We start from the raw sequence: 21,189 nt of genomic DNA, 5'->3' as shown, positions 1-21,189 counted from the left end.
GCCGGGTCAGAGGCCATGGTCGTGACCCCGCCGGGCGGAGGTCCCGTCCCACCCGGGCCCTAGGAACCCCGGGCAGCCGGCCGCGCGCGGGTCCGCGTGCCGAAGGCCGCGGGCCGGGCCCGGCTCTGATGTCCTGTGGCGCATGACGCAACCGTTCCTGCCCCTCATCGCGCGATCCCGCGCCGAGGCGCACCGCGCCGCCACACCGCTCGAGCTCTTCTTCGACCTCTGCTTCGTCGTCGCCGTCGCCCAGGCCGGCGCCGAGCTCGTGCACGCGGTCGCCGAGCACCACGCCGCCGACGGCATCGGCCACTACGCGATGGTCTTCTTCGCGATCTGGTGGGCCTGGATGAACTTCACCTGGTTCGCCTCCGCCTACGACAACGACGACGTCCTCTACCGCGTCGCCACGTTCGTCCAGATCGCCGGCGTCCTCATCCTCGCCGCCGGGATCTCCCGCGTCTTCGAGGACGACTTCCTCGTCGCCGTGCTCGGCTACGTGGTCATGCGGCTCGCCCTCTCGTTCCAGTGGCTGCGCGCCGCCCATCACGCGACGGACCCCGCCGAGCGGGCGATGTGCCGCCGGTACGCGGCGGGCGTGGTCCTCTGCCAGATCGGCTGGACCGCCCTCCTGTGGGCACCCGAGTCCGCCCGCACCTGGATCTTCGTCGTCATGATCGTCGCCGAGCTGGCGGTCCCCGCGATCGCGGAGAAGAACACCAACACCCACTGGCACGCGCATCACATCGCCGAGCGCTACGGCCTCTTCACCATCATCGTGCTCGGCGAGACCATCGCTGCCGCGACGGTCGCCGTGAAGACGGGCGTCAGCGAGTACGACGCCCTCGACGAGCTGCTCCCGATCGCCGCGGGCGGCCTGCTGATCGTGTACGCCGCCTGGTGGATCTACTTCGCCGCCCCCGCCCACGTCCGCCTCCACTCCAACCGGCAGGGGTTCCTCTGGGGCTACGGCCACTACCTGATCTTCGCCTCCGCCGCCGCCATCGGTGCCGGGATCGAGATCGCCGTCGAGCAGACGGTGGGCAAGGCCCACCTCTCCACGCTCGCCGCCTCCTCCGCCGTGACGATCCCGACCGCGCTCTTCCTGCTCTGCGTGTGGCTGCTCCACGCCCGGTACTTCAAGGTCGGCATCGCCCAGCAACTCGTCCTGCCCGTCTCGTCGCTGGCGATCCTCATGTGCACGTTTGCCGGCCACTGGGCGGTCCTGCTGGCCGGTCTCGTCGCGGCGGCGACCGTGGCGGTCGGGGTGACGCTGGCCACGCGCAACCCCCTCTCGCGCGGCTCCGGCCCCGGCCACGGGCACTGATCGAACAGGCGTGGTACGCAGGCACCATGACGAACCATGACGCCATCACGGACGTGCCGGGGCTGCGGGTCGGCCACGCGCGCGTGGCCGGGCCGCGGGCCCTCAGCGGAACCACCGTCGTCCTCGCCCCCGAGGGCGGGGCCGTCGCCGGCGTGGACGTGCGCGGCGGCGGACCCGGCACGCGGGAGACCGACGCCCTCGACCCCCGTAACGTCGTCCGGCGGATCGACGCCGTGGTCCTCACGGGCGGCAGCGCGTACGGACTCGACTCGGCGGCCGGAGTGATGGCCTGGCTGGAGGAGCGGGGGCGAGGCGTACGGGTGGGGCCCGAGCCCTCGCACGTGGTCCCGGTCGTCCCCGCCGCCTGCGTCTTCGACCTCGGCCGCGGCGGCGACTTCTCGGCCCGGCCGGACGCCTCCACGGGGCGGTCGGCGGTGGAGGCCGCCGCGGCGACGGAGCTCCACGCGCGCGTGGAGACGGGCGCGGTCGGGGCGGGCACGGGCGCCGTCGTCGGCGGGCTCAAGGGCGGGGTCGGCACGGCGAGCACGGTCCTGGAGTCGGGCATCACGGTCGGCGCGCTGGTCGTCGTCAACGCGGTCGGCTCGGCGGTCGATCCGGAGACCGGCGCGCTGTACGGGGAGTACTTCCACGGCCGGCCCGCCCACCCGGAGCCGGCCGTCCACGAGGCCGCGCGGCTGCGCCTCGCCGAAGCCCTGGCGAGGAACACGCCGCCGCCCCTCAACACCACCCTCGCGGTCGTCGCGACGGACGCCGCGCTGACCCGGGCGCAGGCGCAGAAGTTCGCGGGCACGGCGCACGACGGCATCGCGCGCGCCGTCCGTCCGGTCCATCTCCTCAACGACGGCGACACCGTCTTCGCCCTCGCGACCGGCGCGCGCGAGCCGGGCCCGGACGCCGGTCCGCTCGCGCTCAACGAGATCCTGGCGGCGGGCGCGGACCTGGTCACCCGGGCGATCGTGCGGGCGGTCCGGGAGACCGCCGAGGGGGTGACGGGACCGGGCGGGGACTTCCCCTCGTACCGCGAGCTGTACGGACCCGCGCCGCTTGTCGACTCCCCGTCCAACAAAGGGAGTTGAGCCGAACACCGACCCGCGCGCGGGAACTTCCCGTACGCCCCCGTCGTTTTGCCGAACCCCGGACACGATGTCAGACCCAGGGACTACGTTAAGCAAGCACCAAGTGACATGCGGCGACGGCCTGGAGACCTTCTTGAACGATCCGCAGGATCATCTCGATCCGTACGAGACGACCGAGACGCACGTCGAGCGCCTCCTCGGCCGGGCGCTCAACTCCTTCGACCTGCCCGACTCCACGATCGAGCGCCTGGAGACGGCGTTCGCCCACTCCAGCGCGCTGCACTCCTCGCACCACAGCGCGTCGCTGCACCGCACCACGTATCGCCACACCTGCCTCCTGGCCGACGGCACGACGCTCAGCCTCTGGGAGCTGGTGCACAACTCCGGCCGGGACGGCACCGAGCAGCACGAGCTGTACGCGGACGAGGCGGAGGCCCGGCTCGCCGCCTCCCGGCTCCCCGCCCGCTTCTCCCCGGGCTGGGGCGTCGGGCGCTCCAGCGACCCGGACTTCGACGAGGACGGCGACCTGGAGCTGCTGGGCGCCCTGCTGTCCCGCCGGATACCGAAGCAGCCCCGGAAGTACGTCGCCGAGGACTCGGCGGACCACGCCCGGCGCGTGCTGCGCCGCGCGGAGAACGAGGACCGGCCCGGCGAGGAGACCGCGCGCCGGCTGCGCGTGGCGTACGCGCACCACATCACGCAGGCGTTCGGCCGTCAGTACGCGTCGGAGGGCGGCCGGGACGCCGGCTTCACCCTCTACGAGCACGCGTTCCTGCTGCTCGACGGCACCGAGCTGAGCCTCTGGGAGGTGGAGCACACGGCGACCCCCGACGGCCGCCACATGTGCGAGGTCTACGAGGACGAGTGCACGGCACGCGAAGCGATGGAGCGCCGCGCCCGGGTGCGGTGAGGCACGGCGTCCGGGGAGGGCGGCCGTTCGGGCCGCCCTCCGGTGAAAGCCGGTCTAGGGGACGCGGACGAGCAGGGCCACCGTCACGCCGGTCAGGCGCTCGGCGCCGGTCGCGGCGTAGCGCGCCCTGAGGGCCCGCGCCTGCGCGGCCGGGAGGGCGTCCAGCGGATCGGCCGCGTCGCCGGCCACGACGAGCCAGATCCGCGGCTCGTCCTGCAGACACGCGCCAGGGTCGGGGCACTCCGTCGCCCACAGGTCGGCACGGTCGGCGGCCCCCGTGGCCAGGAAGACGTCGCGTGGTCGCAGCCCGTCCGCCAGGTAGAAGCGGACGCCGACGTCGAGCATGCGCCAGTGGTCGTCCCCCCGGTCGAACACCACCGCGTCGCCGGACCGGTGGTACTTCTCGATCGTCCGTGCCGCACCCTCGTAGTCGACGCCCTGCCAGAAGTGGGCGAACGGTCCGCGCACCGCCTGCTGATCGGGCAGCGTGAGCAGGACCAGCGCCACGAGCACCCCCGCGACGGCTCCCCGCGAGCGGAGGCGTCGATGCGGACCGGCGATCCCCGCCCCGGCCAGCACGGCCCAGGCGGGGAGGGTGAAGATCAGGTAGCGGTAGTAGAAGTACGAGACGTCGCCGTGCGAGACCGCCCAGAGCACCAGCGGTGGCAGCAGGGCGAGGGCGTAGAGGGCGAGGACCGCGGAGCTTCCGGCCTCGGGCCGGTCGGTCACGGGCCGGTCGGTCACGGGGCCTCCGGCTTCGGCTCCGTCGGACTCCGGGCCCACCGCCGGGCTCACTCTCGCCCGGCCCACCGGCGCCCCGTGGCGGTCGGCGGCGGCCAGGACCGCCAGGACGGTCACCGCTCCGGCGACCAGCGCGGAGGCGTACAGCTGCGGCAGGAAGGTGACCAGGCTCCACAGGTCGGGACCGGGGATCCAGGAGATCTGGCGGCCGGCGTGGGCCCGGCCCAGGAGAACCACCGGACCGGCGGCCGCCGTTCCGGCCAGCGCGGCGAGACCGAAACGGAGGCCGGCCGGGCGCTCCGCGCGGGACCGCCGGACCACGAGGACGAGGTGCCCGGCCAGAACGGTCAGGGCGATCAGATGCAGCAGCCCGACCGCCGCCACGCACCCGGCGTACGCGGCCCAGCGCCACCGGCTCTCCGGGCGTTCCAGGGCCCGGAGCAGCAGCAGGGTGGCCAGGGTGGCGGCCAGGACCACGAGGGCGTAGGGCCGGGCCTCGTGGGCGTACCGCGTGACGACGGGGACGAGCCCGAACAGCAGGCCGGCGGCCAGCCCCGCGCGCCGGCCGACGAGACGCTGCCCGATCAGCGCCGTGCAGCCGGCGGTGCCCGCCATCGCGAGCGCCGAGGGCAGGCGCAGCGCGGTGGCGGAGTCCCCGAAGACGCTCATCCAGCCGTGCAGGAGGAGGTAGTAGGTCCCGAGGACCGCGTCGACGTGCTGGAGCGTGTCGAGCAGCCGGCCGGTGGAGCGGCGGGCCACCTCCCAGGTGGTGAGCTCGTCCTGCCACAGCAGCGGCCGCCCGATCCCGTACACCGTCAGGGCGAAGGTGAGCAGCGTCGGCCACAGCCACACCCCGGGCCGCCGCCCCCGCCCGTCCGGCCGTGCGCCGGGGCGCCGGACGCGTACGGGCACGGTGCGGTCGCGTGCCGGGGAGGCGACGGGCGGAGGAGCGGAAGGAGGGGGCGCCATGGGCGTCAGCCCCGTGTCGCGGTGACGGGGGCCGCGGCGGCCGGCTCGGGGACGGCGGCGAGCCCGAGCTTCTGGACGGCGAACTCGCGGTTCCGCACGGTCTGGTCGCGGTACGCGCCGGGCAGGTCCGGCATGGCCAGGAGCCGGTCGCAGGCGGCGAGGGACCCGGCGAAGTCCCCGACCCAGTAGGCGGTGATCGAGAACTCGAACAGCAGCCCCCACCGGTACACCCACGGCTGGGTGAACAGGATGTCGTCCGGCGGCTCGCGGTCCACGGCGGCCGAGACGATCGCGTGGGCGCTGTGGTGACGGTTCAGCTTCCGCAGCCGCGCCGCCAGCTCGTAGCAGGCTTCGAGGCGCTCCGGGCGCGCCTCCCAGGCGCGGGAGAGGGCGTCCGCCGCGGCCGGCCAGTCGCCCGTGTCCGCCCTGAGGACCCCGGACTGGAGCAGCGCGTAGTAGACCTCCTCGATCCAGCCGCCCATGCTCGCGCGGCGCTCGTAGAGGTCGATCGCCTCACCCGTACGGCCCATGTCCCGCATGGTCTGGGCGAGGTAGAAGACCGTGCGGGCATTGGCGGGGTCGCGTTCGTGCTCGGCGGAGAGGAGCCGGGCGTCGCGCTCGAACTTGTCGTGCCGCGACCCCCCGTCGGCGTGGTCCTCGATGACGAGGGCGTCGAGGTTCTCCTGAACGTGGTCCCGGTCCGCGGTGAGGTACTCGTGCGTCACGCCCTCGTACCGCCACGGGAGATCGCCCCTGACCAGGCGCTTGATGCGGTACTCCGTCGCGCCCTCGTGGCGCAGCATGTAGCCGTCGGCGGTCAGCGCGGGCAGCGGGCCGTCCTGCCGCAGGACGAGGTCGGCGTCGAGGAGCAGGAGGTAGTCGGCGCGGCCCCGGGCGTGGGAGACGTTCAGGCTCCGGTTGTGCCCGAAGTTCACCCACGGCTCCTCGTGCAGCTCGCCGGGGATCCCGTCGAGCGCCTTACGGATCAGCTCCTGGGTCCCGTCGGTCGACCCTGTGTCGGAGATGACCCAGGTGTCCACGAGGTCCCGTACGGAGGAGAGGCACCGTTCGATGACCCGGGCCTCGTTCTTGACGATCATGCACAAGCAGAAGGACGGCTTCACGGCAACACCACTTCGGCGGGGTCGGTGGGGGGCGACCTTAAGCACGGGGCCGGTACCGCCGGAGACACCACGCCGACAGGCGCTTTCAGGTTCGCCGCCGCGTACGCACCCAGGGGGATGGTGGCGGTAGGCCAAGCGTTGACAGTCCTCCCGGAGCCGTAAAGACGGCGTGAGCGCGATCCGATGATCTGAAAGGAAGCTCGAACTCGTTTCCGGTGCATCACTCGATCCGGATGAAGTAAGGAGCTGTTGCATGAGTCCTGATTCCAGGACGAGGTCCGCTCTGGGCCCGCTTCCGCGACGCCGCGCCTGGCTCAACGGAGGCGCCATCGCTTCGATCGCACTTGTTCTCACGGGGTTCACGACCCCCGGATCCGCCTCCCCCGAGGGCGCGGCCGGACCTTCGGGAGTGAACGTCGCAGGCGCGCCGTCGGGGGGTGACGACTGCCAGGACCACAACCAGCGCCCGCACAACGAGCAGAGCTCGGACCCGGTGCTGTGGGGCCCGGTGTCGCACGAGAAGAGCGCCCCGATGCCGCACGAGGGCGCTCCCCCGCTCGGTGATCTCAACGGCTATGTGGACCACCAGGTCCAGCAGTACACGGGCGGCAGCCTGGCGCAGTACCTGCAGTCGTCGTCTCAGGGGGCGTACGACCGTTACGTACTGGCAGCGCCCGTCGGCGACCCCGACCACTGCCAGAACGTCAGGCCCGGCCCGACGGGCCCGACGGGCGCCACCGGCGCCACGGGTGCGACGGGCGCCACGGGAGCCACCGGGGCCACCGGTCCCACCGGACCCACGGGCGCGACGGGCGCCACCGGAGCCACGGGCGCGACAGGCGCTACGGGTGCCACGGGTGCCACCGGCGCAACGGGCGCCACCGGGGCGACGGGTGCGACCGGCGCCACGGGGCCCTGCTCCGACATCGACCTCTACGCCCCCAGCGACACCCGGGACTTCCAGGCCGTCCTCACCGGTGGCAAGGTGTTCGCCGGTCAGGCGACCTCGCTGGGTGGGCCGATCTCCTGGCAGGACCTCACCAACGCCACGCCGGTCGGCATGGACCCCGCCAACCCCGGCTATCCGCCGAACGTGTGTGCTGTCGGCATCGAAGCCCAGGGCAACGACGCCTACATCAAGGTGCTCACGACGGGCGGCCAGGTGTACCAGACACATGGCGACATCAACGGCCAGTTCACCTGGGACGAGGCCTGGTTCCTCCAGAACACACCCACTCCGGTGGTGCTGCGCACCACCAAGTTCTCCCGCGCTCTGGACGCCGGAGGTGTGGTGAACCGCTCCTGACCTGAGGGGTGGAACCACGCAAGGCCCGGACCGGGGCATTCCCGGTCCGGGCCTTGCGTCGTCGTGCGAGGCGGGTCAGTGCGTGAGCACCGACTCCTTCTCGACGGTCACGGACGCTTCCGGACCCCCGTCCTCGTCCGCGTCCGCGCCCTCGATGTGCTGCTTCGGCTTCGCCGGCAGCGCGAACATCACCAGGAAGATCACGGCGAGCACCGCCACCGCCCACCCCAGCGCGTTCTGGAACGCGTCGGTGAACGCCGCTCCGATCTCCGCCGGGGCCTTCGCCAGCCGCTCCTCGTCGATCACGCCGAAGAAGACGACCGACACCAGACCGAGTCCGAGCGCGTTGCCCATCTGACCGGTCGTGTTGATGAGGCCCGAGGCCGAACCCGCGTGCTCGCGCGGCACGTCCGAGAGGACCGCGTCCGTCAGCGGGGCCACGATCAGCCCCATGCCCACGCCCATGACGACGAGGGGCGGGATCATCTGCCAGGCCTCGATGCCGGTCCCGTACCGCCCGGCCTCCCACAGGTAGAGGAGCATGCCCGCGGCCATCGTCACCGCACCCGTCTGCAGCACCTTGCGCCCGAAGCGCGGGACGAGCTTCTGCACCGACAGCCCGGCGGCCGTCGAGACGGCGATCGAGAACGGCACGCCCGTCAGACCCGCCTTGAGCGGGCTCCAGCCCAGACCGACCTGCATGTACAGCGTCCAGACCAGGAAGAAGATGCCCATCACGACACCGAACGTCAACTGGACCGCGATACCGCCCGCGAAGCTCTTCACCTTGAAGAGCGTCAGCTCGAGAAGCGGCGAGCCGTCCTTCTTCGTCTTGTACTTCTCGTACGCGATGAGGGCGGCGAAGACGACGAGGCTGCCGGCCATGCACAGGTGGCCCCAGAGCGGCCAGTCCAGCTCACGGCCGCGCGTCAGCGGGTAGATCAGCATCAGCAGCGCGAGCGTCACGAGCAGCACGCCGACGATGTCGAGACGGAGCGCCTTGGGCGCCTTCGACTCGGTGATGAACTTCCGGCCCAGGATCAGGCCGGCGATGCCGACCGGCAGGTTGATCAGGAAGATCGGGCGCCATTCGAGGCCCGCGATGTTCCACTGGGTGAGCAGCGCGCCGAGGAGCGGGCCGGAGACCGCGCCGAGGCCGATGATGGCGCCGAACATGCCGAAGACCTTGCCGCGCTCGTGCGCGGGGAAGGTGACGTGGATGATCGACAGGACCTGCGGGACCATCATCGCCGCCGCCGCGCCCTGGAGCAGGCGGGAGGCGACCAGCATCTCCGGGTTCGCGGCGAAGCCGCAGAGCGCGGAGGCGAGGGTGAAGCCGGCCGTTCCGAGGAGGAACAGCCGCTTGCGGCCGTAGATGTCGCCGAGACGGCCGCCGGTGATCAGACCGGCGGCGAACGCCAGGGCGTAGCCGGCGGTGATCCACTGGATCGCGCCGAAGGACGCGCCGAGGTTCCGCTCGATGCTCGGGATCGCGATGTTGACGATCGTGGCGTCGACCAGGTCCATGAAGGCGGCGGTCATGACGATGGCGAGGGCTATCCAGCGCCTGCGGTCGGTGGCCGCGGCACCCTGCACGGCGGCGTCGTGTGAACTCATAGGAGAAACGTAGAGGGCATGTAGGTCAGCTGATGTCCTAGATGCGACGCATGCTGGAACACATGACGGACACTCCGGCACGACTCCTGAATCTGCTCTCGCTGCTCCAGACACCGCGTGAGTGGCCGGGCAGCGAACTCGCCGAGCGGCTCTCGGTCTCCGGGCGCACGATCCGCCGCGACATCGACCGGCTGCGGGAGCTCGGCTATCCGGTGGAGGCGACGAAGGGCGCGGTGGGCGGGTACCGCCTGGTCGCCGGTACGGCCATGCCGCCGCTGCTGCTCGACGACGAGGAGGCGGTCGCGATCGCGGTGGGCCTGCGGGCGGGTGCCGGGCACGCGATCGAGGGCGTGGAGGAGGCGTCGGTCCGCGCGCTGGCCAAGCTGGAGCAGGTGCTGCCGTCGCGGCTTCGGCACCGGGTCTCCACGCTGCAGAACGCGACGATCCCGCTGACACGGGGAGACGGCGCGACGGTCGCGCCGTCGACGCTGACGGCCCTCGCGGGCGCGGTGACGGCGCAGGAACGGCTGCGGTTCGGCTACCGCGCGGGGGACGGCACCGAGTCGCGCCGCCTGGTCGAGCCGTACCGGCTGGTGTCGACGGGTCGGCGGTGGTACCTCGTGGCGTACGACATGGAGCGCGAGGACTGGCGGACGTTCCGGGTCGACCGGGTGTCCGACCCGTTCGCGACGGGGGCGCGCTTCACCCCGCGGGAGCTGCCGGCGGGCGGTGCGGCCGAGTACATGACGCGCTCGATGTCCCGGGCACAGCCGGAACTGGACCTGGACGTCACCTTCGACGCCCCCGCCGACTTCGTGGCGGCCCGTCTCCCGGCGCACCTCACCCCGACGCCGACGGGCGCGACCACGTGCCGGCTGCGCACGCGCACCGCGGACTCCACGGAATGGCTGGCCATCCGGCTGGCCCTGGTGGACGCCCCGTTCACGATCCACGCGCCGTCCTCGCTGACGACGTACGCGAAGGATCTGGGCGCTCGCCTGTCGGCGGCAGCGGCGAAGGCGGCGACCACGACGGCAACGACGGCAACGACGGGGTGAACGCCCGGCCGGAGGGGCGGGCCGGGCTCGGGGGCACCCCGCGCCGACGGCCCGCCGCACGGGCGACACCGTGCCGGGCGGCCCCGGTGACCCCGCCCGCGGGGGCGGCGGCGTCACCGGTCACCCCGGGGGCGGACCGCTCTAGGCCACCGCGTCGAAGCCCGTGTCGCGGGCCATCTTCTTCAGTTCCAGGAGCGCGTGCTTCTCGATCTGGCGGATCCGCTCACGCGTCAGGCCGTGTTCCTTGCCGACCTCGGTCAGCGTGCGTTCACGGCCGTCCTCGATGCCGTACCGCATGCGGATGATCGACGCCGTACGGTGGTCGAGCTTGTCGATCAGGTCGTCGAGCTCCTCACTGCGCAGCAGCGTCAGCACGGACTGCTCCGGCGACACCGCGGACGTGTCCTCCAGGAGGTCGCCGAACTGCGTCTCGCCCTCGTCGTCCACCGACATGTTCAGCGAGACCGGGTCCCGCGCCCAGTCCAGGACGTCCACGACCCGCTCGGGCGTCGAGCCCAGCTCCGCCGCGACCTCGGCGGGCTCCGGCTCCCGGCCGTTCTCCCGGTTGAACTCGCGCTGCACGCGCCGGATCCGTCCGAGCTCCTCCACCAGGTGGACGGGGAGCCTGATCGTGCGCGACTGGTCGGCTATGGACCGCGTGATGGCCTGGCGGATCCACCACGTGGCGTACGTCGAGAACTTGAAGCCCTTGGCGTAGTCGAACTTCTCGACCGCGCGGACCAGGCCCGCGTTCCCTTCCTGGATCAGGTCGAGCAGCGGCAGACCGCTGCGCGGGTAGCGTCGCGCGACGGCGACGACCAGCCTGAGGTTCGACTTGATGAAGAGGTCCTTGGCACGCTCGCCCGCCTCGTACAGAGCTTCGAGCTCCTCGCGGGACGCCTTCTTCCCAGCCTCGGAGGAGCCCTCGGCGGCGGCTGATGTCACTGTGCCGTCGAGGATCTGCCGGGCGTAGACACCCGCCTCGATGGTCTGGGAGAGCTCGACCTCCTTGGCGGCGTCGAGCAGGGGCGTGCGTGCGATCTCGTCGAGGTACATGCCGACCAGGTCGCGGTCGGCGATCTCCCCGCCCACGACGCGAACGCTGCTCGCCCGGCTCTTGCCGCTACCGCTGGTGGCGGAGGACTGACGACGGGCGACGGCACGGGTTGCCATGCGTGCTCCCTTGCTGAGTAGGTCGCGACACCCTTCCGGGTGCCCTGCATCCGACGGAAACAACGACTGGAATCAGGACAGAATTCCCACGCGGCGCATCGATTTTCGCGATCATGCAGTACCCTGTGCCGCCACCGAGGGGGTCCACATGCCGTCCAGATGTACAGAGGCGCAGGTCAGGCCGGGCACGGAAGGTGACCTGGCGCCGCTCACGGAGCTGTACAACCACTACGTCCGCGAGACCGCGATCACCTTCGACACCGAACCCTTCACTCCGGAGCGGCGGCTTCCCTGGCTCCGCTCCTACCCTGAAGACGGCCCGCATCGCCTTCTGGTTGCTCACGACGACCGGAAGGGGACGGAAAGCCGCATTCTCGGATATGCCACCAGTAGCGCGTTCCGCCCGAAACCGGCGTACTCCACCTCCGTCGAGGTCAGCGTGTACCTCTCCCCCGACGCAGCCGGCCGCGGCATCGGCACGCTCCTCTACGAGCGGCTCTTCGAGGCCCTCGCGACCGAGGACGTCCACCGCGCGTACGCGGGGATCGCGCTGCCGAACGAGCCCTCGGTCCGCCTCCACACCCGGTTCGGCTTCCGCCACATCGGCACGTACGGAGAGGTCGGCCGGAAGTTCGGCCGCTACTGGGACGTGGCCTGGTACGAGAGAGCAGTCGTACGGCCCTCGTGACGCGGGTCGAGGGAGGCGGGTCCGTACGGACCCGCCGGACCCCTGCTCTGCCCCTTCCGCCTACCCGAACTGGACCGAGCGCTTCGCGAGGCCCATCCAGAAGCCGTCGATCACACTCCGACCGCCGTCCAGGTCCCCGGCCGCGTCCGCCGCGCCCAGAGTGACGAAGAGCGGCGCGAAGTGCTCCGTGCGCGGGTGGGCCAGGCGGCCCGCCGGGGACGTGTGCTCGAAGTCCAGGAGCGCGTCGACGTCCCGCGCCTCCAGCGCGCGCTGCCCCCAGTCGTCGAACTCCGCCGACCAGCCGGGCACCCCCGGCCCCACGTGCCGCAGTGCGGCCAGGTTGTGGGTGAAGAATCCGCTGCCGACGAGGAGAACACCCTCGTCGCGCAGCGGCGCGAGCCGGCGGCCGATGTCCATCAGCTTCCGCGGGTCGAGGGTGGGCAGGGAGATCTGGAGTACGGGAATGTCGGCGTCCGGGAACATCTCCACCAGTGGGACGTACGCGCCGTGGTCGAGCCCCCTGTCGGGGACGTCCTGCACCGGCGTACCGGGGCCGCGCAGCATCGCGCGGACGGACGCGGCGAGTTCGGGCGCGCCGGGCGCCGCGTACCGCACCTGGTAGTAGTGCTCGGGGAAGCCCCAGAAGTCGTGGACGAGCGGCAGCGTCTCGGTGGCACCGAGGGCCAGCGGGGCCTCCTCCCAGTGGGCTGAGACCATCAGGATCGCCTTGGGTCGGGGCAGCCCGGCGGCCCAGGCGGCGAGCTGGCCGGGCCAGACCGGGTCGTCGGCGAGCGGCGGGGCGCCGTGCGAGAGATAGAGGGCGGGCATCCGTTCCAGCGTGGCGTCCATGACGACCGCCTCCCGTGATCCGAGGTGCGAGTGAGGGGCGAGGCAGGGGTGCTTGAAGGTTCAAGCTTGCCTCACTCCGAGCGTAGGACGATGTAGTTCAACTTTCAAGGACGAGTCGTAGGATGGATCGCATGACCACGGCACCCGACGGCACAGTGCAGACGGCGGAAGCGGCGCAGACGGACGCGCCCCGCTGGCTCAGCGACGAGGAGCAGCGCGTCTGGCGCGCGTACCTCCACGCCACCACCCTCCTCGAGGACCACCTCGACCGCCAGCTGCAGCGCGACGCCGGCATGCCGCACATCTACTACGGCCTGCTCGTCCATCTCTCCCAGGCGCCCCGGCGCCGGCTGCGGATGACCGAGCTGGCCAAGGACGCCAAGATCACGCGCTCCCGGCTCTCCCACGCCGTCGCCCGTCTGGAGAAGAGCGGATGGGTGGTGCGCGAGGACTGCCCCTCCGACAAGCGCGGGCAGTTCGCGCGCCTCACGGACGAGGGGTACGAGGTGCTGAGGCGGACGGCCCCCGGCCACGTCGCCGCCGTACGGCAGGCGATGTTCGACCGGCTCAGCGCGGAGCAGGTGGCTCAGCTCGGAGCGATCATGAAGGTGATGGCGGAGGGCCTCCAGCCGACGGACCCGAACGCGGACCTGCCCTGGCTCCGCTGAGCGGAACCAGGGCAGGAAGCGGCCGGGTGGCGGGCCCCGGGCGGGGCCGGGGCCGGAGCGTCAGTGCGCGATGACGGGGATCCTGACCTCGTCCTCGGCGCCCTCACCCTCGCCCGAACCCGAGCCGGCGACCACGCCGACATCCGGCTTGCCGGTGTTGATGAGAGCGACGGCTATCGCGGCCGAGACGGCCAGGATGCCCACGGCCCACCAGATGGCCGCCGCGTAGCCCTCGACCATGCCCTGGAGCTGGAGCAGCTTCTGCGCACCCTGGCTCGTGGCACCGGCGGCGTGGTCGGCGATGTACGCGGTCGTGGCCGAGGCCGCGATCGTGTTCAGCAGAGCCGTGCCGATGGCGCCGCCGACCTGCTGCGAGGTGTTGACCATCGCGGAGGCCACACCGGCGTCCCGCGGGTCGACGCCGTGCGTGGCGAGCGACATGGCCGGCATGAACGCCGTACCCATGCCGAGGCCGAGCAGCAGCTGCGCGGGGAGGATCAGGCCGGCGTACGAGGTGCCGATCTCCAGCTGCGTCAGCAGCAGCATGCCGACGGCGGCGGTCAGGAAGCCCGGACCCATCAGCCAGCGCGGGGGAACCCGCGTCATCAGCCGCGTACCGATCTGGGTCGAGCCGACGATCATGCCCGCGATCATCGGGAGGAACGCGAAGCCCGTCTTGACCGGCGAGTACCCCTTCACGACCTGGAGGTAGTACGTCAGGAAGAGGAACAGGCCGAACATCGCGATGACGGCCAGGCCCAGCGAGAGGTACACACCGCCGCGGTTGCGCTCGGTCAGGACGCGCAGCGGCAGCAGCGGCGACTTGACCTTCGCCTCGGTCAGGACGAACGCGGCGAGGAGCACGGCGGAGCCGACGAACATGCCGATCGTCGTGGCGTCGGACCAGCCCGCGGACTCGGCGCGGGTGAAGCCGTAGACGAGCGCGACCAGACCGAGGGTGGAGAGGACGACGCCGGGGATGTCGAGCGGCGAGCGGTTGCGGCCACCGGCCGGCTCACGGATCACGAAGTAGGCGCCGGCGGCGGCGACGATCGCGAACGGGATGTTGACGAAGAAGGTCCAGCGCCAGTCCAGGTACTCGGTGAGGAAGCCGCCGAGGATCAGACCGACGGCGCCACCGCCACCGGCGATCGCACCGTAGATGCCGAAGGCCTTGGCGCGCTCCTTGGCGTCGGTGAACATCACCGCGAGCAGGGAGAGCGCGGCGGGCGCGAGCAGCGCGCCGAACGCGCCCTGGAGCGCGCGGGCACCGAGCATCATCGCCTCGCCGGTCGCGGCCCCGCCGAGGGCGGACGCGGCGGCGAATCCGATCAGACCGACGACGAAGGTGCGCTTACGGCCCCACAGGTCGGCGATGCGGCCGCCGAAGAGCAGCAGACCGCCGAAGGCGAGGGCATAGGCCGTGATGACCCACTGCCGGTTGCCGTCCGAGATCCCCAGGTCCTGCTGGGCGGAGGGCAGCGCGATGTTCACGATCGTCGCGTCGAGCACGACCATCAGCTGGGCGAGGGCGATGAAGACCAGGGCTTTCCAGCGCCTGGGATCCGTTTCGGACATGGGGGGAGCCACCTCTTGGTGCGTAAAGGAAAAACTGGACGTAAGGAACGTGGGTCGAGAAGAGTGACGTGACCGGGTTACGGGACGGTCGGCTCGGGGGCGCTTTCGCAGAAGTCGCCCCGCAGATCCTCCAGAGTGGCGGCCGAGCCGGGCAGCACGGAGCGCGCGGGCGCTTCGAGGCCGTCCAGGAACAGCTGCAGATGACGGTGGACGAAGCGGTCCATGTTCAGACAGGCGGTGCCCGGGAGCGGGCGGGTCAGCTGGGACACGGCCACCATCAGATCCCCGACACCGACATCGGTGCGGAGCCTGCCGGCCCGGTGCGCACGGTCGACGAGGCCCTGTACGGCCGTCTCCAACCGAGTGCGTTCGGCGTGCAGTTCGGGGTGGTTCGCGTCGAAGGTGCCGTCGAGCATCGGGCACAGGGCGCCGATCCGCTCGTCGGCGGCGCCGTGGGTGAAGCGGCGGAGCGCGTCGAAGGCGTCGGCCTCCCCCGCGTCCACGGCCGCGGCCGCCTCCTCCGCCAGGTCCGTGGTGCGGGACGTGACGGAGACGACGACCTCGTGGATGAGGTCGTTGCGCTCGGGGAAGTTGCGGTAGAGCGTGGCGTTGCCGACCCCGGCGCGGCGCGCGATCTCGTCGAGCGGCACCTGCGGGCCGAACTCGACGAACATCTCCCGGGCCGCCGTGACGATCCGCTCGCGGTTGCGCAGGGCGTCGGCCCGCGGGCGGGGTGCGCGACGGGCGGGCGCGGTGCCGGTTTCGGTGGTCACGCCACTGCCTCCTTCTGATGATCCGGACGACTCGGATTCCGATACGGGGACCGAGTCCCCACTTCCTCGAACACAGGCTTAAACGGGGAGGGAGTCCCCGGTTATTTCCCACCCTGAATGTGATCTGGGTCACACCTCCACCGTTCCGTGGAATACCCACGATCGGGCCAACCCGGCGCGCGCCTCCGCGCCTCCCGACACAGGCTGATCGAACAGCAGCTCTGATCAGGAGAGGCGACCGATGCAGCAGACCCGCCGGCACATACGCAGACCCGTCGCTCTCGCCGCGACGGCCGCCGTCGCACTCGCCGCGCTCGCCTCGGCCAGCTCCACGCTCCCCGGCCCGGCCCCCGCCTCGGCCGGCCCGGTGGCGTCCGCGCCCCCGGCGGACGGCGCGGACGCCGCGGCGGCGCTCGGGCCGTGCCGGATCACGACGACGATGGGTGTGCAGATGTCGGAGGGGATACCCACCGCCCCGGGGTACGCCCGCTCCACGGGCCGGATCAGAGCCCTCAACCTGATGGTCGACTTCCCCGACGCGCCCGGGGAGGGCACAGCGCTCAGCCGCTACGACGAGTTCTTCCCGCAGACGGCGGAATGGTTCAGCACCAGCTCGTACGGGCGCCTGCACTACCACCCCGAGGCCCCGATACCCGACTGGCTGCGCATGCCGCAGCCCTTCGCCTCGTACGGGATAGAGCGCGGCTCACCGTACGAACCGGGGTACCGCGGCCTCGTCGAGGACATCGTGAAGGCCGCCGACCCGAAGGTGGACTTCAGCGCGTACGACCTGGTCAACATCCTGGTCACCCCGAACGCCGGGCCCTCGGCCCTGGACACCGTCCTGTCCGTGACCTTCTCCGGGAACGACGAGGCGCCGTACGCGGACGGCGTCCCCCTCTCGAACACGTCCTTCGTCTACAGCCGCCAGGACGACGGCTCGGGAACGTACGCCGAGACCGGATTCCGCGTCCTGCCGCACGAGAACGGCCATGTCTTCGGCCTGCCCGACCTCTACACCGTCGACGGCGGGGGCACGGTCGGGCACTGGGACATCATGTCCGAGGACTGGGGGGCCAACAACGACCTGCTCGGCTGGCACAAGTGGAAGCTGGGCTGGCTGGACAACCACCAGATCGGCTGCTCGTCCCGGCAGGGCACCACCGAGTACGTCCTGACCCCGCTGGCGACGACGGGCGGCCGGAAGCTGGCCTTCGTGCCGCTCTCGGACACGTCCGGGTACGCGGTCGAGGTCCGCACCCGCGAGGGCAACGACGAGGCCGTCTGCGAGCCGGGCGTCCTGATCTACCGGGTCGAGTCGGACGTCGACACCGGGAACGGTCCGGTGACCGTGGCGGACAGCGACAAGGACAGCGGCGGCTGCACGCGCCGCCCGAACGTCCACGCGGAGCTGTCGGACGCTCCGTACCGCCCGGGCGAGACCTTCACGGACCGGACGAACGGCATCGGCATCACGGTGGTGGACGAGGACGGGAAGGGCGGATACCGCGTCCGGATCACACGCTCCTGAGGTCGCCTTCGACCCGGATGCCGTCCGGGGCCTGCCCCCGGGGCCGGAGCTGTTCGGCCGACGCCTCCGCCGGCCCTTCCGGGAGCGCTTCCGCCGGCGCTTGCGCGAGCTCCTCCCGCAGCTGCCGCTTCAGCACCTTCCCGGTGGCGTTGCGGGGCAGCTCCTCGCCCCGTACGACGATGTGGGCGGGCACCTTGAACGCGGCGAGGCGCGCGCCGACGTGCGCCCGCAGCTCCTCGGCGGTGACGGCCGCCGGCTCCTTGAGCCGTACGACCGCGGCGACCTCCTCCCCCAGGGCGGGGTGCGGTACGCCGAGGACGGCGGCGTCGAGGACCTCGGGGTGCGCGTGGAGGACGGCCTCGACCTCGACGCAGTACACGTTCTCGCCGCCCCGGATCACCATGTCCTTGAGCCGGTCGACGATGGTGACGCGGCCGTCGCGCAGGTGGGCGAGGTCGCCGGTGCGGAACCACCCGTCCTCGGTGAAGGCCTCCCGGGTGGCGGCCTCGTCGCCCCAGTACCCGCGGACGAGGGACTGCCCCCGCAGCCACAGCTCCCCCACACCGGCCGCGTCGGGCCGGTCGACACGGACCTCGGTGGCGGGCGTGGGGCGGCCGACACTGTGCGGATGGGCGCGGTACTCGGCACCGAAGTTGGCGAACACGCCGCCGCAGGTCTCCGTGAGCCCGTAGCCGTTGCGGGGCTCGACGCGCTCCCCGTACGCGGCGGTGAGGCGCGCGACGATCTCGGGCGGGGCGGCGGCGCCTCCGGTGTTGAACATGACGAGGCTCTCCAGCGGATCGCCGGTCTCCTCGGCGCGGTCGAGCAGCTGGAGGGCGGTGGTCGGGACACCGGCGTAGTGGGTGACGCGGTGGCGCCGGATCAGCTCCAGCGCCTTGTCGGCGTCCCACCTCCGCATGAGGACGAGGGTCCCGCCGGCGGCCATGACGGAGTAGAAGGACGTGAAGGCGGCTACGTGGAAGAACGGGAACGTGGTGAGCGACACGGGCGCCGGGCCCTGCCCGGGCAGCGTGCCGCGGCCGAGGGCGGAGGCGGCGGCGTAGTACCGCGGATTCATCGCGGCCCCGGCCTGCGCGAGGTGGGTGGCGACGGCGCCCTTGGGGCGGCCGGTGGTGCCGGAGGTGTAGATGATCGTCGCGTCGTGCTCCGGCAGGACGTCGACGGGCGGCGGCCCGAGGAGGGAGTCGGTGTCGCGCACGTACGCCTGGAATCCGGCGCCGCCGCCGGCGCGGGTGAGCGGGTCGGGGCCCTGAACGCCGTGGGGGCTCGCGGGGGCTGCGCCGTGGAAGACGATGCCGGGCACGTGGTGCTCCCGCGCCCACGCCCGTACGCGCTCCTCCCGCTCCCCGTCGACGAGGAGGATGCGGGGCCTGCAGTCGTCGAGGGCGTACGCGAGTTCGTCCTCGGTCCACCAGGCGTTGAGGGGTACGGCGACGAGGCCGGCGAGCTGGGCGGCCCAGAAGGCGATCTGCCACTCGGGATGGTTCCGCATGGCGACGGCAGCGCGGTCCCCCGGCCGCAGCCCGTACTGGTCGACGAGGCTCCGGGCGAGACCGCAGGCGGCGTCGAAGAACTCCCGGTAGCTCAGCACCCCGTCCTCGGAGACGAGGAAGGGCCGGTCCCCGTAGGCCCAGGTGGCCTCGACGAACTCGCGCAGCGTGCGGGGGCCCTCGACGTACACCCCGTCCTCGACGGCGAAGAGCGCCCCGGGCTCGACCAGCCGATCGACGGCACCACCCACGACGACCACCTTCCCTGAGCGCCTGCTCACCCGCTCGGACGCTATGCACACCCTCCCACCTCGTCAACCGCCGCCGCACACCGCCACCACCGGCCCGGCACGGGGCCCGGAGCCGCAGCCCGGCACGGGGCTCACGGCGGGGCTCGGCACGGGCCCGGAGCCGCAGCCCGGCGCGGGGCTCAGGGCGGGGCCCGGCACGGGCCCGGCGCGGAGCTCGGCGCGGAGCTCGGCGCGGAGCTCGGCGCGGAGCTCGGCACCGGGCTCGGCACCGGGTCCGGAACGACCGCTCCGCCCATGGCGCCACTCGGCGATGCCCTGGCACCTCGTGGCGCACCGTGGCGCCTCATGGCACCTCGTGGCGCATCATGGCGCCACGAGACTTGCAATGGCGCCACGATGGTGCCACTATTGCGTCATGGACCTCACGCCCTACGTAGACAATCTCCGCCATGAGCTCGGCGTGGCCGCCGAGGCCGGAGGCGACGAAGCGCGCGCCCTGGCCGACCGCCTCACCGGTCAGCTCGAGTCGGCCGCCCGCCTGACGCTCCTCAACGCCCTGTCGGACGCGATGGACGAGGTCACCCGTGACCTGGCGCCCGGCTCGGTCGACCTGCGACTGCGCGGGCTCAACCCCGAGTTCGTGGTGACGCCGCCGCCCACCGCCGACGTCTTCGAGGAGCCCGAGGCCTCGCTGCCGGCGCCGCCGCCCCCGCCGCCGCTCCCCGCGGAGGCCGAGGAGGGCGCCCCCTCGCGCATCAACTTCCGACCGCCGGCCCAGCTCAAGCTCCGGGTCGAGGAGGCGGCGAGCCGCGAGGGACTCTCGGTCAACGCCTGGCTCGTCCGGGCCGTGACCGCCGCCCTCGAACCCGGAGGTGCGGCCGGCCGGACCCGTACCGGCACGACGGGCCTGGGCCCGGCCGTCGGACAGGGCTTCACCGGCTGGGTCCGCTAGCCACACCCGGACGTCCGGGAACCACCTCGCGCCACGGCGCCACCGCGCCACTGCACCCCGCGCCACCGCGCCGCTGAGGCACCGCAGCACCGCCCCACCGAGAGACCTCGCCCAGCGCTCACCTCCACCCAGCCAAAGGACGGCTCAGCCATGCCCACGTTCGAAACCCCCGAACCCCTCTCCGCCACCGTCGAGATCGAGATCGGGCGGGCCCGGATCGTCGCGGGCAAGCGCACCGACACCGTCGTCGAGGTGATGCCGAGCGACCCCGGAGACAAGCTGGACGTCCAGGCCGCCGCCGAGACCAAGGTGACCTGCGCGGGCGGAAAGCTTCTGGTCAAGGGCCCCAAGAAGCGCTCGCTCTTCGGCAAGGTCGGGGCCGTCGACGTCACCGTCGAACTGCCCGCGGGCTCGGAGCTGATCGGCACCACGGGTCTCGGCGAGCTGATCGGCGAGGGACGGTTGGGGAACTGCCGCCTGACGACCGCCGCGGGGGACATCCAGCTGGAGGAGGCCGCGGCCGTACGGCTGAAGACCTCGCACGGCGACATCCTGGTCGACCGCACGACGGGCGAGGCCGAGATCCAGGGCTCGGGCCGGGTACGGGTCGGCCGGATCGACGGCTCGGCGACCATCAAGAACCTCAACGGCGAGACCGCGATCGGCGAGATCAGCGGCGAGCTGCGCGTGAACTCGTCCAACGGCCCCATCGGCGTCGCACGCGCCGAGTCCTCCGTCACCGCCAAGACGGCGAGCGGCGCGATCCGCCTCGACGAGGTGGTGCGCGGGCAGATCACCCTGGACTCCGCCGCGGGCGGTCTGGAGGTCGGCATCGCCGAGGGCACGGCCGCCTGGCTCGACGTACGGTCCAAGGCGGGCCGGGTGCGCAACGAGCTGGGCGCGGCCGAGGGCCCCGGCCAGTCCGACGAGACGGTCGAGGTCCGGGGCCGCACGAGCGTCGGCGACATCGTCATCCGCCGCGCCTGAGAGCCGGTACCGCCTGGGTGGACGCCTTACGAAGGGCGGCTTGACGGCCGGCCGCCCTTCGGCCCGCCACCCTTCGGCC

18 protein-coding genes are annotated in these 21,189 nt (G+C 72.3%); 10 read left to right on the top strand and 8 right to left on the bottom strand.

The features are described from left to right. Positions 1-142 precede the first annotated feature (142 nt). The 3 genes from ACFVGW_RS19090 to ACFVGW_RS19080 all read left to right on the top strand — a co-directional run bounded on the left by ACFVGW_RS19090 (position 143) and on the right by ACFVGW_RS19080 (position 3,334). A complete protein-coding gene (locus ACFVGW_RS19090) occupies positions 143-1,327 on the top strand; it encodes a low temperature requirement protein A (protein WP_385852805.1) in 1,185 nt (394 codons plus the stop codon). A 26-nt stretch (positions 1,328-1,353) separates the two neighbouring features. Continuing rightward, on the top strand, positions 1,354-2,424 hold the full coding sequence (locus ACFVGW_RS19085; RefSeq protein ID WP_385852804.1) for a P1 family peptidase: 1,071 nt from the start codon (positions 1,354-1,356) through the stop codon (positions 2,422-2,424). Between the two features lie 133 nt (positions 2,425-2,557). Further along, complete coding sequence (locus ACFVGW_RS19080; protein ID WP_385852803.1) at positions 2,558-3,334, top strand: DUF6227 family protein; 777 nt, start codon at positions 2,558-2,560, stop codon at positions 3,332-3,334. Positions 3,335-3,388: 54 nt separating this feature from the next. Here ACFVGW_RS19080 and ACFVGW_RS19075 read toward each other — a convergent pair whose 3' ends face one another. Next, the gene (locus tag ACFVGW_RS19075) at positions 3,389-5,044 is read right to left on the bottom strand and encodes a glycosyltransferase family 39 protein (protein WP_385852802.1); all 1,656 of its coding nucleotides are present in this window, start codon (positions 5,042-5,044) and stop codon (positions 3,389-3,391) included. Between the two features lie 5 nt (positions 5,045-5,049). After that, positions 5,050-6,144 (bottom strand): glycosyltransferase, encoded by a 1,095-nt coding sequence (locus ACFVGW_RS19070; protein WP_385852801.1) that lies wholly within the window; start codon positions 6,142-6,144, stop codon positions 5,050-5,052. Positions 6,145-6,421: 277 nt separating this feature from the next. Between ACFVGW_RS19070 and ACFVGW_RS19065 the strand changes: the two genes are divergently transcribed. Next, entirely contained in the window at positions 6,422-7,474 is a 1,053-nt protein-coding gene (locus ACFVGW_RS19065; protein WP_385852800.1) for a hypothetical protein, read from the top strand. Positions 7,475-7,549: 75 nt separating this feature from the next. Here ACFVGW_RS19065 and ACFVGW_RS19060 read toward each other — a convergent pair whose 3' ends face one another. Continuing rightward, positions 7,550-9,091, bottom strand: coding sequence for an MFS transporter (locus ACFVGW_RS19060; RefSeq protein ID WP_385852799.1), 1,542 nt, complete (start codon positions 9,089-9,091; stop codon positions 7,550-7,552). Positions 9,092-9,153: 62 nt separating this feature from the next. Here ACFVGW_RS19060 and ACFVGW_RS19055 point away from each other — a divergent pair, with 62 nt between their 5' ends. Continuing rightward, positions 9,154-10,149, top strand: coding sequence for a helix-turn-helix transcriptional regulator (locus tag ACFVGW_RS19055; RefSeq protein ID WP_385852798.1), 996 nt, complete (start codon positions 9,154-9,156; stop codon positions 10,147-10,149). 141 nt (positions 10,150-10,290) lie between these two features. Here ACFVGW_RS19055 and ACFVGW_RS19050 read toward each other — a convergent pair whose 3' ends face one another. After that, entirely contained in the window at positions 10,291-11,322 is a 1,032-nt protein-coding gene (locus ACFVGW_RS19050; protein ID WP_385852797.1) for an RNA polymerase sigma factor RpoD/SigA, read from the bottom strand. Between the two features lie 148 nt (positions 11,323-11,470). On the opposite strand from ACFVGW_RS19050, the gene ACFVGW_RS19045 reads away from it, so the two are divergent. Then, positions 11,471-12,010 carry a GNAT family N-acetyltransferase gene (locus ACFVGW_RS19045; RefSeq protein WP_385852796.1) on the top strand — a complete coding sequence of 180 codons (540 nt, stop codon included), beginning with the start codon at positions 11,471-11,473 and terminating at the stop codon, positions 12,008-12,010. Positions 12,011-12,070: 60 nt separating this feature from the next. On the opposite strand, the gene ACFVGW_RS19040 is transcribed toward ACFVGW_RS19045, so the two are convergent. Then, the gene (locus ACFVGW_RS19040) at positions 12,071-12,859 is read right to left on the bottom strand and encodes a dioxygenase (RefSeq protein ID WP_385852795.1); all 789 of its coding nucleotides are present in this window, start codon (positions 12,857-12,859) and stop codon (positions 12,071-12,073) included. A gap of 122 nt (positions 12,860-12,981) precedes the next feature. On the opposite strand from ACFVGW_RS19040, the gene ACFVGW_RS19035 reads away from it, so the two are divergent. Further along, a complete protein-coding gene (locus ACFVGW_RS19035) occupies positions 12,982-13,527 on the top strand; it encodes a MarR family winged helix-turn-helix transcriptional regulator (protein WP_385852794.1) in 546 nt (181 codons plus the stop codon). A 60-nt stretch (positions 13,528-13,587) separates the two neighbouring features. Here the strand turns inward: ACFVGW_RS19035 and ACFVGW_RS19030 are convergent, their stop codons facing one another. After that, the gene (locus ACFVGW_RS19030; protein ID WP_352187161.1) at positions 13,588-15,105 is read right to left on the bottom strand and encodes an MFS transporter; all 1,518 of its coding nucleotides are present in this window, start codon (positions 15,103-15,105) and stop codon (positions 13,588-13,590) included. Positions 15,106-15,182: 77 nt separating this feature from the next. Beyond that, positions 15,183-15,878, bottom strand: coding sequence for a TetR/AcrR family transcriptional regulator (locus tag ACFVGW_RS19025; protein WP_352187160.1), 696 nt, complete (start codon positions 15,876-15,878; stop codon positions 15,183-15,185). 241 nt (positions 15,879-16,119) lie between these two features. Here ACFVGW_RS19025 and ACFVGW_RS19020 point away from each other — a divergent pair, with 241 nt between their 5' ends. Beyond that, complete coding sequence (locus ACFVGW_RS19020) at positions 16,120-17,409, top strand: M6 family metalloprotease domain-containing protein (RefSeq protein WP_385852793.1); 1,290 nt, start codon at positions 16,120-16,122, stop codon at positions 17,407-17,409. Here ACFVGW_RS19020 and ACFVGW_RS19015 read toward each other — a convergent pair. Next, positions 17,396-19,201, bottom strand: a complete 1,806-nt coding sequence (locus ACFVGW_RS19015) for a class I adenylate-forming enzyme family protein (RefSeq protein ID WP_385852792.1) — start codon at positions 19,199-19,201, stop codon at positions 17,396-17,398. The two genes, ACFVGW_RS19020 and ACFVGW_RS19015, sit on opposite strands and share 14 nt — an antisense overlap. Before the next feature lie 385 nt (positions 19,202-19,586). On the opposite strand from ACFVGW_RS19015, the gene ACFVGW_RS19010 reads away from it, so the two are divergent. Next, positions 19,587-20,123: a hypothetical protein gene (locus ACFVGW_RS19010; RefSeq protein WP_385852791.1), complete on the top strand. Its 537-nt coding sequence runs from the start codon at positions 19,587-19,589 to the stop codon at positions 20,121-20,123. 150 nt (positions 20,124-20,273) lie between these two features. Further along, complete coding sequence (locus ACFVGW_RS19005) at positions 20,274-21,110, top strand: DUF4097 domain-containing protein (RefSeq protein ID WP_385852790.1); 837 nt, start codon at positions 20,274-20,276, stop codon at positions 21,108-21,110. Positions 21,111-21,189 lie beyond the last annotated feature (79 nt).

This window comes from Streptomyces sp. NPDC127129, assembly GCF_042671585.1.
Classification (GTDB): Bacteria; Actinomycetota; Actinomycetes; order Streptomycetales; family Streptomycetaceae; genus Streptomyces.
Note: the sequence above shows the minus strand (reverse complement) of the source record. Positions and strands in the feature narration are given on the sequence as shown.